General features: G+C 70.9%; 11 protein-coding genes, 1 tRNA gene and 1 riboswitch. Of the genes, 3 read left to right on the top strand and 9 right to left on the bottom strand.

Features of this window, described 5'->3' with window-relative positions:
• Positions 1–48 precede the first annotated feature (48 nt).
• The 4 genes from NP777_RS38810 to NP777_RS38795 form a co-directional block, all read right to left on the bottom strand.
• Positions 49–993, bottom strand: coding sequence for an aldo/keto reductase (locus NP777_RS38810; RefSeq protein WP_256654877.1), 945 nt, complete (start codon positions 991–993; stop codon positions 49–51).
• 129 nt (positions 994–1,122) lie between these two features.
• Positions 1,123–2,400 carry a M23 family metallopeptidase gene (locus tag NP777_RS38805; RefSeq protein ID WP_256654876.1) on the bottom strand — a complete coding sequence of 426 codons (1,278 nt, stop codon included), beginning with the start codon at positions 2,398–2,400 and terminating at the stop codon, positions 1,123–1,125.
• An 11-nt stretch (positions 2,401–2,411) separates the two neighbouring features.
• A riboswitch (cyclic di-AMP (ydaO/yuaA leader) is annotated at positions 2,412–2,547 on the bottom strand.
• Positions 2,548–2,851: 304 nt separating this feature from the next.
• Positions 2,852–4,267 carry a PP2C family protein-serine/threonine phosphatase gene (locus tag NP777_RS38800; protein ID WP_256654875.1) on the bottom strand — a complete coding sequence of 472 codons (1,416 nt, stop codon included), beginning with the start codon at positions 4,265–4,267 and terminating at the stop codon, positions 2,852–2,854.
• 385 nt (positions 4,268–4,652) lie between these two features.
• Positions 4,653–5,423, bottom strand: coding sequence for a DUF6227 family protein (locus tag NP777_RS38795; RefSeq protein WP_256654874.1), 771 nt, complete (start codon positions 5,421–5,423; stop codon positions 4,653–4,655).
• A 604-nt stretch (positions 5,424–6,027) separates the two neighbouring features.
• Here NP777_RS38795 and NP777_RS38790 point away from each other — a divergent pair.
• The 3 genes from NP777_RS38790 to NP777_RS38780 all read left to right on the top strand — a co-directional run bounded on the left by NP777_RS38790 (position 6,028) and on the right by NP777_RS38780 (position 7,898).
• A complete protein-coding gene (locus tag NP777_RS38790; RefSeq protein WP_256654873.1) occupies positions 6,028–6,384 on the top strand; it encodes a hypothetical protein in 357 nt (118 codons plus the stop codon).
• Between the two features lie 204 nt (positions 6,385–6,588).
• Complete coding sequence (locus NP777_RS38785; protein WP_256654872.1) at positions 6,589–7,104, top strand: hypothetical protein; 516 nt, start codon at positions 6,589–6,591, stop codon at positions 7,102–7,104.
• Between the two features lie 242 nt (positions 7,105–7,346).
• On the top strand, positions 7,347–7,898 hold the full coding sequence (locus NP777_RS38780; protein WP_256654871.1) for a hypothetical protein: 552 nt from the start codon (positions 7,347–7,349) through the stop codon (positions 7,896–7,898).
• A 126-nt stretch (positions 7,899–8,024) separates the two neighbouring features.
• On the opposite strand, the gene NP777_RS38775 is transcribed toward NP777_RS38780, so the two are convergent.
• The 5 genes from NP777_RS38775 to NP777_RS38755 all read right to left on the bottom strand — a co-directional run bounded on the left by NP777_RS38775 (position 8,025) and on the right by NP777_RS38755 (position 13,345).
• Positions 8,025–9,119: a right-handed parallel beta-helix repeat-containing protein gene (locus tag NP777_RS38775; RefSeq protein WP_256654870.1), complete on the bottom strand. Its 1,095-nt coding sequence runs from the start codon at positions 9,117–9,119 to the stop codon at positions 8,025–8,027.
• A gap of 224 nt (positions 9,120–9,343) precedes the next feature.
• Positions 9,344–9,416: transfer RNA gene (locus NP777_RS38770), tRNA-Lys, on the bottom strand.
• A 175-nt stretch (positions 9,417–9,591) separates the two neighbouring features.
• The gene (locus NP777_RS38765; RefSeq protein ID WP_256654869.1) at positions 9,592–11,907 is read right to left on the bottom strand and encodes a DEAD/DEAH box helicase; all 2,316 of its coding nucleotides are present in this window, start codon (positions 11,905–11,907) and stop codon (positions 9,592–9,594) included.
• Positions 11,908–12,182: 275 nt separating this feature from the next.
• On the bottom strand, positions 12,183–12,815 hold the full coding sequence (locus tag NP777_RS38760) for a hypothetical protein (protein ID WP_256654901.1): 633 nt from the start codon (positions 12,813–12,815) through the stop codon (positions 12,183–12,185).
• Positions 12,816–12,994: 179 nt separating this feature from the next.
• Positions 12,995–13,345: a metallopeptidase family protein gene (locus NP777_RS38755; RefSeq protein WP_037953306.1), complete on the bottom strand. Its 351-nt coding sequence runs from the start codon at positions 13,343–13,345 to the stop codon at positions 12,995–12,997.
• Between the last annotated feature and the right edge of the window lie 49 nt (positions 13,346–13,394).

The raw sequence follows: 13,394 nt of genomic DNA, 5'->3' as shown, positions 1-13,394 counted from the left end.
TCCGGTCAGTCCTTACGGCGCCCGTCCCGACGTCCTCCCCGCTTTCGGTCAGTCCGACGCCGACGTCAGCAGGTCCAGTTCCGGCTGGGTCAGCTTGAGGTCGACCGAGGCCAGGAGGGCGGGGAGCTGGGCGGTGGAGCTGGCGCTGGCCAGGGGGGCCGCGACCGTGGGTTGGGCCAGGAGCCAGGCCAGGGCGACCGTGGCGGGTTCGGTGCGGTGGTTGGCGGCGACGTCGTCCAGGGCGGCCAGGACCTTTTGGCCGCGCTCGGTCTCCAGGTACTTGGCCGCGCCCGTGGAGCGGGGGCTGTCGACGGCCGTGCCCGGGCGGTACTTGCCGGTGAGGAAGCCGGACGCCAGGGAGTAGTACGGGATCGTCGCCAGGTCGTGGCGGGCGGCGACCTCGGACAGCTCGCCCTCGAAGGTGTCGCGCGATACCAGGTTGTAGTGCGGCTGGAGGGCGACGTAACGGGCGAGGTTCTCGCGGGTGGAGAAGGCCAGCTGGGCCTCCAGGCGGTCCGCGCCGACGTTGGACGCGGCGATCTCGCGGACCTTGCCCTCCCTGACCAGTTCGTCCAGGGTGGTGATGATCTCCTCCACCGGCACCGACGGGTCGTCGTAGTGGGTGTAGTAGAGGTCGATGTAGTCGGTGCGCAGCCGCTGGAGGGACTCCTCGACGCCCGCTTTGATGGCGGACGAGGTCAGTCCGCGCGGCTCCGGGACGCCGGCGCCCACCTTGGTGGCGAGGACGACGTCGGAACGGTTGCCGCGGGAGGCGAACCAGTTGCCGAGGATGGTCTCGGACTCGCCGCCCTCGTTGCCCGGTACCCAGGCGGAGTAGACATCGGCGGTGTCGATGAAGTTGCCGCCCGCCGCCACGTAGGCGTCGAGCACCCGGAAGGACTCGGCCTCGTTCGCGGTCCAGCCGAAGACGTTCCCGCCGAGGGAGAGCGGGAAGACGGACAGATCACCGATCTTCTGTGTGTTGTCAGCCATACATTTTTACAACGCGTGGCTGGGCGACGTTGTTCCGGCCGGCGGGCGTTCGTGAAGGGCGGCCCCGTCGGGACGTAAACCGGCGACCCTGGCGTCAAGGGGGGAGAGAGCGCCAGGGCCGCCGGGGTATCAGGGGTTCAGCCCGTGCTGGCGCAGCCAGGGCATCGGGTCGATCGGCGAGCCGCCGCCCGGCCGGACCTCGAGGTGGAGGTGCGGACCGGTCACATTGCCGGTGGCGCCGACGCGGGCGATGACGTCGCCCGTCGACACCTTGCCGGAGGTGACCACCATCGAGGACAGATGGCAGAACCAGAGCTCGGTGCCGTCGCTCAGGGTCAGCACGATGCGGTAGCCGTACGAACCGGCCCAGCCCGCCTGGGTGATGGTGCCGCCGTGCAGCGCCTTGACCGGGGTGCCGGTCGGGGCGGCGAAGTCCTGGCCGGTGTGGTCGGCCGACCACATGTCGCCCGCCTGGCCGAAGCTGGCGGTCAGGGTGTACGAGCCGACGGGGAGGGTGTACGCGGCGGCGAGCCTGGCCTGGCGCTCGGCCGCGGCCTTCTTCTCGGCCGCCTCCTTCGCCCGCTGCTCGGCGGCCCGCTTCTCCGCCTCGGCCTCGGCCTTCCGCTTCGCGGCCGCCTCCGCGGCCTGGTCGGCGGCCTTGCCCGCGGCGGCCTTGGCGTCCTTGGCGGCGGCCTTCGCCGCGGCGGTGCGGCTGTCCTCGTCCGCCGCGTTCTGCTGGTTCTCGGCCTGCTGGAGGATGCGGGCGCGGAGCGCCTCGCCGGCGTCGGTGGTGCCGCGCTGCTCGTCCTCGCTGGTCAGACCGGCCTGGGAGAGCGGGGCGGCGGCGGTCTGCGCGTCGCTGCTGTCGTCCGACGCCCAGGAGCCGATGCCCGGCAGATCCTTGGCGGCGGGCAGGCCGGCCTTGACCTCATCGGCGACATGGCCGAGGTCCGGCATGGATATGGGGAGCGCCGGACGGTCCTTGGCGCTGGCCATACCGCCCGCACCGACCGCCGCGATCACGCCGACCCCGAGGACGGCGCCGCTGCGCGCCATGCTTCCACCCCGCTGCTTGGCCACGCGGTGCCGGCCGCGTACGGGAGCGATGGACTCCTCGGTGGGGTTCCACTCCTCCCAGGTCTCGGCCTCGAATCCGGCACCGGGGCCCTCGGAGTCGCCCTCATCCGCATAGCGGTCGTCGGTGGCGAACGCGTAGGGGTCGTCGGTGGCGAACGCGTAGGGGTCGTCGGGGGCGAACGTATAGCGGTCGTCGGGGGCGAATCGGCCGTCCCCTGAGCTCATCCCGCCGCCGGCGTCGAAGCCGGGGCCGTAGGCGGTGGCGGTCCCCAAACCGCCTCCCCGTGTGCGATACGGGGCCTCGTCCAGGACAGACCTGTTGGACGCCACGGAGGCGCACTCCTTTCCTTCCCTCTCGCCTACCGGGTTAGCTGACGGGTTCGGAGCAGGAAGGTCTCCTACGGGTCAGGTTCGACCCGATTCACCCCAAGGTTGTTGGTTCCCCGGTTCCCTTGGTGCTGCTGGTGGTGCGGTGCTGCCGCTGTGCGTACGGGATTCGGCGACGGCGCACGGTGCCGCCCTTGCGACGGTTGTGACGACCGCGCTGCGTTATCGAACGTTAATAGAGAGCGCGATGTGATTCCAAGCTGTTCCGAGGAATCCGCGCACCTTTGGCATGAACTTAGCGCTCAAGAGGGGACAGATGGGGGCGAGTCAACGCACTGGGCAAGAGTTGGCAAAACCGCATACGGATCGATCGTGCGCCAATTGTTATGCGGAGGGGGCTCGGTCGGTTACGCACGGTGTTCGGTGCGGTGCGGTGGATCGGCCGGTCGGTCGGCTATGACGGCGCGGGGGTCGGGCTGTCGTTCCCCCCGTCGTTCCGCCCGTCGTTCGCCCCGTCGTTCGCCCTGTCCTTCGCCCCGCCGTTGCCTCGCCCGTCGCCCCGCGCGTCGCCTCGCCCGTTGCCGCGGGCCGGGGTCCGTCGGACCGCCAGCAGCGCCATGTCGTCCGGCGTCCCGCCACCCGTATGGCGCTCGACATCGGCCACCAACGCGTCCAGCAGCTCCTGCGGACCGGCGAAGCTGCGGCCGCGCAGCCGCTCCTCCGGGTCGTAGAACTCGCCATGGCGGTCCCGGGCCTCCGTCACCCCGTCCGTGAACAGCAGCAGCGTCTCGCCCTCCGCGAACGCCAGCTCCATCACCCGGTCCGGCCAGCCCGCCAACTCCCCCATCCCCACCGGCAGCGCCGACGTCTCCGGCTCCAGGGCGCGCACCGCGCCGTCCTCCTCCAGGAGCAGCGGCGGCGGATGGCCGCGGTTGATCAGCCGCAGGGTGGAGCCGCCGCGCGGGATTTCGGCCACCACGGCCGTCGTGAACCCCTCGACCACCTCCAGGTCGGCCCGCCGGGCGCCCTCGCGCTGCAGCGCCCGCTCCAGGCGGCCCACCAGCGCCTCCAGGGTCGTCTCCTGCTCCGCCGCCTCCCGGAAGCAGCCCAGGAGGATCGCCACGACCTCCACGGCCCCCAGCCCCTTGCCGCGTACGTCCCCGACGGTCAGCCGTACGCCGTGCGGGGTGTCCTGGACCGCGTACAGGTCACCGCCGATCGCCGCGTACTTCTCCGCCGGCACGTAGCGCGCGGCGACCTCCAGCCCGGCGAGCCGGGCGGGCGGCGCGGGCAGGACGGCGCGCTGGGCCGCCTCCGCGACACCGCGCGCCGAGGCGAGCCGGTGGTAGCTGCGGCGTACGACGCGGTTGATCACCACCGCCAGCACGGTCACGGTCGCCACCGTGATGATCTCGGTGGCCGCCTGGGTCGGGTCCCTGACCCCGTGCAACTCCGCCAGCAGACACGTGGTGAGGACGGCGATGACGGCCGTGACGATGGTCTGACGCAGCGGTAAGAGCGCCGCGGCGACCAAAGGGGCGGCGGCGAAGAAGGGCGATGCGGTGTAGCCGGGCGGGGCGGCCAGGTCGAAGGCGATGCCGCCGAGGATGAGGATGGCGGGGACCAAGCGGGCCATACGGCGACCCGGGGGCTCGTTGTCGCTCTCATCGACCGGAGCGGGCCCCGCGGTGGGCCCGGCGGGCGCGTCGGCGGCGGCACCGGCCGGGGCACCGGTGCCGATGAGCGTACGGGCGTGGGTGGTGGGGCGGCGGCGGGCGACCGGGCGGGTCAGCCGGGACCAGGCCGTACGCCGCTCCGTACGGCCCTCCGTACGGGCGCCCGTACGAGCCCTGCTCCCTCGCACCCGCACCGGCTTCTCTCGCTTCCCTGGTCCGCGTCCCGCCGCCGTCACGGCGTCACGGCCTTGCCGCCATGGCAGCGTCACGGCCTTACCGCCGTCGCGACGTCACGGCCTTACCGTCGTCACGGCGTCACGGCCTTACCGCCGTCGCGACGTCACGGCCTTACCGTCGTCACGGCGTCACCGTGGTCACCAGGCTTCCGGCTGACGGGCCGCCAAGCGAGCCGGTGTCGGCCAAGCGGGTGCTGGACGGGTGGGGATGCGTGCCGGGCACCGTACGAGGGCGTCTCGCAGCCCCAGCGCAGACGCCATACGCCATACGCCATACGCCATACTTCATGCGCCATGTCATACGTCATGCGTCATGCGTCATGCGTCGGATGTCGCGCGTACGTCAGAGGTCGACGCCCAGCGCGCGGGCGTGGCGGTCCGCCGCGAGCTCCGCCGAGACCTCGTCGAGGTACACCTCGCACACCAGCCGGCCGTCCCGGGTCAGATTGTGCTCCAGCTCCCACAGCACGATCTCGTCCCCTCCGGCGAGCAGGAAGGCGTGCTCATAGAAGCGGCACCAGGTCGCGTCGGGACCACCGGAGCGGCGCCGGGGCTTGGGCGCGAGGGCGATGTCATGGGCGAACGCGGTGGCCAGCAGCCGTACGGTCTCCTCGCCCGGCCGGTCGGGGTTCTCCGCGCGGCGCAGGACGCGACGGGCGTGGTCGGCCGAGTTGTCGGCCACGTACGCACGGGAGTTCTCCACCGGCTCGGCCGTGTGCAGCAGCTGGTCCGGGAGCCACAGCGGTAACCCGTCGAGCTCCTCCCAGCGGGTGCCGCCGAGCCGCTCATGGACGCGGCGCTCGGCCAGCGTCAGGGCGTCCTCGTCCGCATACAGCTCGTACAGCGGGCGGCCTCCCTCGCCCGTGTTGTGCTCCAGTTCCCACAACAGCAGGCTGCTGCCGTCGGCGAGCAGGAAAACGTGCCGGTAGGTGCTGTACCCGAGCTGGCCGCACCGCTCATTGCACTGTCGACAGGACCGCAGCTCGGACTGGTGCATCAGGGCGCTGCGCGCCTGGGCCAACACCGCCTCGTCGATCTCGAAGCCGTTCTGCGCACGGGCGAGCAGCCCGTCCATCAGCTCGGCCGGGGTCCCTTCCCCTCGTGAGTGCCCCATGCCTCTCCTCCCGCCTCCCGGCGTTGATTCGCCGCGCCCCCCCGGGCGACCACTTCGCGCACTTAGCGTAGCGGCGTGAACACGCGCCGCGCTGCGGTTCGGCGAAGCTGTCGGTGTGACCGTGCCTCACTCACCCCTGCGTCGTAGAGCCTGGATGTATCACTCGTCCGACCGGTCGAACAAGCCCGTGGGGCGAGGGCAGGGGCGGGGGCGGTGCGACCCGGCCGGTCGGCGCGGCGCCACCCCCCGGCCGTCCCCCGGCCATTCCGCATCTGCCCCCCGGTCATCCCGCGGCCGCTCCCCAGCCATCCCGTGGCCGCTCCCCGGCCATCCACCAGCCGTCCCCCGCCGCCCCTCGGCCATCCCCGGCCGCCCGACAGCCGCCCTCCTCCCCCTCCCCCCTCTCATAAAAGGGGCTCAGATTCCGCTGAGCCAAATGGCGCTCGCATTGGTCCCCCTTAGCAGGATTCTCGGATAACACGCACCGGAAGAGCCGCACTATGCCGGACGGGTGAAGCTGACTGGCGGCCCGAAGCCTTAACTGATGAGCTTCGTTGTGTCATGCGTCCGTGAATTCGCGGAGCAACCCAGACGGAGGATTTAAGTGAACATCGGCAAGAAGGCAGTTCTCCTGACCGCGGCCGCCGGCGCTCTGGTCATCGGTGGCGCGGGCGGTGCCCTGGCCAACAACAACGACGACTTCATCGCGCAGTTCAACCACTGTGACACGTCCACCGGTGCCACCACCAACACCGGCGGCGCCGCTCCGACGGGCGACATCAACCTCGGCTCGGACTGTGTCAACTTCACCAACGGCAGCGGCTCGGTCGTCCAGGCCAACAAGTGCGACACGTCCACCGGCATCACGCTGATCACCGGCGCCGCCGCCCCGACGGGCGACACCAACATCGGCTCCAAGTGCGCGAACATCGCCGTCAACGAAGACAGCGGCCGCCACTGAGTCGCTGACCCTTTCATGGTGTTCCCGCCCGCGGTAACACCATGAGGCATCCCCCCGTTGGGAATCGCGGCCCTGGAAGCCTCCCTTCCAGGGCCGCTGCCATGAAAGAGGCTTTCGGCGACGGTGCTGAGCGCACCGTATCCGAAGCCCGATTGGAGGCTCTTTATGCACAAGCGCAAAAGGACGGCGCTTCTAGCGGCGACCGTGGGCGCGCTGCTCATCGGCGGTGCGGGCGGAGCCGACGCCACCGAACCCGGTCCCAGCCGCTCGGGCGGCGCCAACGGCGGGACACAGAGCAATCGCTGCACCACCAGTTCCGTCATCGGCCCCATTACCGTGGCGGCCGGCCCGACCGAGATCAGCAATCAGACCGACTGTGTCAACACCGCCGAGTCGGGTGTGACGACGCAGGAGAACCGCTGCCGTACCCACTCCGTCATCGGCCCGATCACCGTCGCGCTGGCTCCCGGATCCGAAATCAAGAACGGGACCAACTGCGTCAACGTCAGCGAGTCGGGAGGGGTCACGAAGCAGACGAACAAATGCCGCACCACCTCCGTGACGGGCCCGATCACGATCGGCCCCGGCTCCGAGATCACCAACGAGACCAACTGCGTCAATGCCGCCGGCGCCGACCCCAAGAACGAAAATCAGGGGAAGAGCGCGAACGGGACGAAGAGCGGCAAGAGCGGTGGCCAGGGAAACCGTCAGCGGTCCTGAAACACCGAATTCCGGAACCCGCCACCGAGCTCCGGAAGCATCCGCTCACCATGAACGCGGCCTTGGGGGAAATTCCCCCCGGGGCCGCGTTCATTTTTTCGTTTCCATCGACGACTGAATATACCTTTACTGTGGCGTATGGGTGATGCTTCCGATACTCCCGGATCCCGACTTGCGGAAACCTCGTTCAAGAGGTGTCTGCGGAATTTTCGCGGAGAACCCGATATGGAGGCACCAGAACAATGCAGATCGGCAAGAAGGCAGCTCTCATGGCCGCGGCGGCCGCGGGCACAATGGTGGTCGGCGGCGCCGGTAGCGCGAGTGCCCATGGCCTCTTCCCGCAGTCCAGCGGGGCTCAGCGAAACCTCTGTGACACGTCCACCGGCACCACCACCAACACCGGCGGCGCCGCTCCGACGGGCGACATCAACCTCGGCTCGGACTGCATCAACTTCGCCAGCGGCTTCAACGCCACGCCCATCCAGGCCAACGACTGCGACACGGCCACCGGCACCACGCTGATCACCGGCGGCGCCGCCCCGACGGGCGACACCAACATCGGCTCCAAGTGCGCGAACATCGCCCTCAACGAGCCGGAGCCGGTCGTCATCGTGCACAAGGAGGCGCCGAAGAAGGAGCACAAGGCGAAGGAGCAGCACAAGGCCAAGAAGCACCACAAGGCCAAGTCGGAGCACAAGGCCAAGGAGCCGCACAAGAAGGACAAGTGCGAGCACAAGGTGAAGAAGCAGCACAAGGTCAAGGTCAAGGCCAAGAAGAAGGACTGCAAGCACTGACGGTCGGTCGAGCAGGCGGTCAGGCACGCACGCGGCGCCCCCGGAAGCGCGACTTCCGGGGGCGCCGCGGCGTTCAGCCTCTTTCTTCAGCCCCTTTCTTCGGCCTCTTTACTTCAGCAGCTTTTTTCAGCAGCCCGCGAGGGCCGGTACGCACTGGTTCGGGTTGTTCCCGGTGACCGTGGTCGCGGAGAGCGCGATCGAGCCGCCGTCGGTGAAGATCCCGCCGCCCTGACCGCCATTGGCCGTATTACCGGTGACGGTGTCGCCGATCATTTGCGTGGTGCCCGCGTGCTGAAACACACCGCCGCCATTCAGCGTGGCGGTATTTCCGTTCACCGTGGTGGCCTGCACGAGCAGCGCGCTGCCCATATTGGCGATACCGCCACCGAAACTGCCGGCGGTGTTCTCGGTCACCCGGCTGCCGTTGATCGTGAGATCGCCGATGGCGGTGGAGATGCCGCCGCCCTCGAAGTTGGTGGTCTTGTTCCGCGCGATCCCGACGGCGCCCAGCAGCGTCGTTCCGAAGTTGCTGACGCCACCGCCCGAGCTGTCCGCGGTATTGTCCGAAATGTTTCCGCCCGAGACGCTGAGGGTGGCCGACGTATTGATGTGAATACCGCCGCCGTCCCCCGCGGAATTCTGCGTCACATCCGTGCCGGAAAGCACCGCCGAGCCCCCCGAGGCGATCTCGACGCCTCCGCCGACGTTGCTCGCGGTGTTGCCCGTGACCGTGGACTGGATCAGCCGCAGCGAGCCCCCGTCGAGGATGCCGCCGCCGTCGGTGCCCGCCCCCGAGGTCGCCCGGCCGCCTGAGAAGGTCACGCCGTTGACCGTAAGGCTTCCGCCGGGCGCGATCTCCGCGATCCGGAAGTCCGCCGCGGACGCACTGCGTCTGATGGTCGCCAGGGTCCCGCTGATGGTCACGTCACGGGTGATGAGCGGCAGTCCGTCGGCGCCGTTGGGACCGGTGAACGCCGCGGAGCCCAGCGTGTAGACACACCCCGTGGTCAGGGCGACGGACCCTCCCGAGGGCGAGCTGTTGGCCTCGCTCACCGCGTTGACCAGCGCCGCCGCGTCCCCGCAGGGCACCGGAGCCGCCTTCTCGCCCTCCGTGCCGCCGCCCCCCTTTCCTTCGGCGGACGCCGGAGCGGAGACCGCCCATGCCGATACCGCCAGCGCCATGACGGGGATCAAACCCCGGATCGTTGTCGCGAGTCGCACGAGGAGTCTCCTTACGCGTTTCCGAGCAGCGGACCAGACGCAGCAGGTTCAGGCTCTGCGCTCGAGTACCGTTCGGCATCCGCTCAAGCGCCGGTCGAGTGAGACTCGATCTTCCGTACGACGGGAGTGAGAACCCCCCGGTCCCAGGCCGCGGAAGACAGCGCGACGGGACCCGCGGGAACGATGAAACCGCAGGTCGCCGATGGCGCCTGCGGTTTCCGAGGTGGGTCATCAGGGGCTCGAACCCTGAACCAATGGATTAAAAGTCCACTGCTCTGCCAATTGAGCTAATGACCCGCACCCCCGCAGCATAGCTCGGCGAGGGGCCAACACCCGAGCCAATACCCTCCGGGAGCGAAAGGCCGTGCAACAGCGTGGTGTTGCACGGCCTCCAGCACGGCCCGATGAGCCGTTGCCCACGGCCCGATGAGCCGGTCGCTCACGACCCGATCAGGCGTCGCGCACGGCCCGATCAGCCGTTGCGCTTCCAGCGCGGCTTGTCGGCGCGGCGGTCGAAGGACCGGTCGTGCGAGCTGTGGGAGCGCTCGTACGGACGGCCGCCGGTGGCACCGCCCCGGTGGTCGTCACGACGGCCCGGGCGGTCGTCGCGACGGTCCCGGTTGAACGGACGGTCCCCGCCACGGTGGTTGTGGTCGCGGCGCTCGAAGGAGCGGCCGCCACGGTCGTTGTTGTCCCGGCGGTCGCGGCCGAAGCCACGGTCGTCGCGGCGCTCGTACGGACGGCTGCCGCCACGGTCGTCCCGGCGGTTGAAACCGCCACGGTCGTCCCGGCGGTCGTCCCGCCGGTCACGGTTGAACCCACGGTCGCGGCCGAAGCCACGGTCGTTGTCCCGACGGTCCCGGTCGCGGTCCCGGTCGCGGCCGAAGCGGTCGTCACGACGGTCGTCCCGGCGGTCATCGCGCCGGTCGCGGTTGAAGCCACGGTCGCGGTCGCCGTCCCGGCGGTCGTACGAACGGCCACCCCGGTCGTCACGGCGGTTGAAGCCGCCGCGGTCGTCCCGGCGGTCGTCCCGCCGGTCACGGTTGAACCCACGGTCGCGGTCGCCGTCCCGGCGGTCGAAGGAACGGCCGCCCCGGTCGTCCCGGCCCCGGTCGTTGTCCCGGCGGTCGTACGAGGAGCGGCGCGGCGCCTCGCCGTCACCCGCGCCCTCGGCGCCCTCCGCGGCCCCCGCGCCCTTCACGGCGGGCACGGTCGCGGGCTCCGCCGTGCGCTGCGCGGGCAGCGTCACAGCGGCGGCCTCGGCCACCGTCTCCGCCCCGGCCTCGGCCCCGGCCGCGGGCTCCGCCGGTGCCACGGTCTCGCCGCGCTCGCGCGCCGCCCGCGCCGTCAGACGGTCGGCCTCCTCGCGCAGTTCGACCGCGCGCCGCTGCACCCGCTCCAGCTGCCGGCTGAGGTCCTCCGCCTCGCGCTCGGCCTGCTTGGCCGCGTTCGAGGCCGCCTCCGCCTGCACCTCGGTGAGCGAACGCGCGCCCGTGATCCGTGCCACATCCTCGTCGAAGGCTCCGCCGCCACCGACGATGTGACGGGAGGCGTCGACGCCCGCGTCCTCCATCAGCCGGAAGATCTGGCGGCGCTGGTGCGGCAGGGCCAGCGAGACGACGGTGCCGCTCTGGCCCGCCCGGGCCGTACGGCCGGAGCGGTGCAGATAGTCCTTGTGGTCGCCGGCCGGGTCCACGTTCAGCACCAGGTCGATGCCGTCGACGTGGATACCGCGCGCGGCGACGTCCGTGGCGACGAGCACATTGACGTACCCGTCCTTGAAGTCGGCCAGGGTGCGGGTGCGCGCACCCTGCGTCATACCGCCGTGCAGCGCGTCGGCGCGTACGCCCGCGTCGCACAGCTGCTCGGCGACGCGGTCGGCGCCCAGCTGGGTCCGTACGAAGATGATGGTGCGGCCCTTGCGCGCCGCGATGGCGGCGGTGACCGGCGCCTTGTCCTTCGGCTTCACGACCAGCACATGGTGGGTCATGGTCGAGACGGCGCCCGCGGACGGGTCCACCTCGTGGGTGACCGGGTCGACCAGGTAGCGCTTGACCAGGGTGTCGATCTCGTTCTCGAGCGTCGCGGAGAACAGCAGCCGCTGTCCGCCCCGCGGCACCAGGTCGAGGATCTCGGTGACCTCGGGCAGGAAGCCCATGTCGGCCATCTGGTCGGCCTCGTCGAGGACCGCGATCTGCACCTTGTCCAGGGACGCGGCACCGCGCTCGATGATGTCGCGCAGCCGGCCCGGAGTGGCGACCAGGATGTCCACGCCGCGCTCCAGGGCGTAGATCTGATTGCCCATCGAGGTGCCGCCGCAGACGACCTTGAGCTTGAGGCCGAGAACATCGCCGTACGGCTGCAGCGCGTCGCTCACCTGCATCGCGAGTTCGCGGGTCGGGGTGAGGATCAGCCCACGGGGACGCTTCTTCTCGGTGTGGCCGCCGGACAGCGTGGTCAGCAGCGGAAGGCCGAACGAGAGGGTCTTGCCGGAGCCGGTACGGCCGCGGCCGAGGATGTCGCGTCCGGCGAGGGCGTCGGGGATGGTCGCGGCCTGGATCGGGAAGGGCGTGGTGACGCCGTTCTGCGCCAGCTTGCGGACGATCTGCTCGGGGAGGCCGAGGTCGGCGAATGTGATGTCGGGCGCCTTAGGGGTCTCGGGGGCTTCCGTGGCGGCTTGCGCGTCCTGCTCCGACGGCTCGAACGGCTCGGCCGGGGCGGTCAGCTGGCTCGTCTCGCTCGGCTCCTCGTGAGCGGGCATGACGGCGTGATCAGTGGAAACGGACATGCGAAATGCGAAACCTTCCGGAGTCTCGGCACGCGCCCAAACTCCGTGTGTTGTCGCAAACGACCGCCTCTATGCGGTCAGCCACGGGATGGCAAGGAACGCGCCTCGCGGCGCACTTCTACGAGGCGCCGGGCAAATGGGATCAAACGATCTACCACCATACGCACCTCCACCCCTCAAGAGCAAATTCACTCCATCCGCGCAGGCCGGCGACGACAGGGCCCTGTCCCGCGGGCCTGTCCCGTGGGCTTACCCCGTGGTCCTGTCCCGCGGGCTTATCCCGCAGGCTGGTCCGGCGAGGAGGCCGGGGCGGTCGGGGGCTCGGGGTCGGTCGGCTTCGGGTCCGGCGCGCTCGGCGGCGGGCTCGACGGCCGGGGCGCGGGCGGCGCGTCGGACGGGGTGGCGCCGCCCGGCTGCGGCGGGGCGGAGGGGGCCGGATGCTGGTGCGGGGCACCCTTCTCACCGGGCGGGGCGGAGGGCCCGGCCTCGGGGTCGGTCGCGGACGCCGAGGCCGACCGGTCCTCGCCGTCCTTCTTCTTCCCCTTCTTACCCTTCTTCCCCTTCCCGTCCTTCTCGTCCCGGTCGGAGTCCGCGTACGGCCGCCCCCTGCCGTCGGAGCGCACCACGGCGCCGCCCGTGTCCGCCGCCTCGCCCTTCTGGTGGGAGCCACGGTGTTTGTCCGGCCGCTCGGGGTCGTCGGAGATGCTCATACAGCCGCCCAGCGCCATGGCGACGGCGACGAGCGCCGCGACCGCCGCCGCCCCGCGCACGGCGGCACGGGGTGCGTGCCGGGAGCTGCGGGCGGACCGCGCGGTCCGGGAGCCCCGGGCGGCCCGTGGGGAGCGGGGGGAACGGGCGGAGCGGGCGGGGCGCGGAGCGGGGGATCCGGGCACGGGGGATCCGGGCATGCGCGGGACACCTCCAGACGACAGGGATGTGACGCCCTGCCCAACTGGCCCCGCCCCGCCCAGGACACGCATGCGGTACGGGCCCACCCCCTCGCGTGGACCGCGCGTCCGGCGTCGGTCGTAGGCGGGGGCGGATGTGGGCGGATATCGGCCGACGGACCTGGGGCCGCCGAACGGGGTCAGCCGTACCCGAGCGCGTGCAGCCGCGCGTCGTCGATCCCGAAGTGGTGCGCGATCTCATGGACCACGGTCACCTCGGTCTCCTGGACGACGTCCTCCCGGGTCTCGCTCAGCCGCAGCGTCGGCCCCCGGTAGACGGTGATCCGGTCCGGCAGGACGCCCGCGTACCACTCACCCCGGTCGGTGAGCGGCGTCCCCTCGTAGAGCCCGAGCAGCTCGGGATCGTCCGTCGGTGGCTCGTCCTCCACGAACACGGCGACGTTGTCCATGAGCCGTGTCAGCTCCGGCGGGATCCGGTCCAGCGCCTCGGCGACCAGTTCCTCGAACTCCTCGCGCGTCATCTCCAGCACGAGGCCATTGTCGGGCAGCCGGGCCCGGAAAGGAGCCGTCGGCGCCAAG

It is taken from the genome of Streptomyces rugosispiralis, assembly GCF_024505145.1.
GTDB classification, from domain to species: domain Bacteria; phylum Actinomycetota; class Actinomycetes; order Streptomycetales; family Streptomycetaceae; genus Streptomyces; species Streptomyces rugosispiralis.
This window is presented reverse-complemented; position numbering and strand designations above follow the sequence as displayed.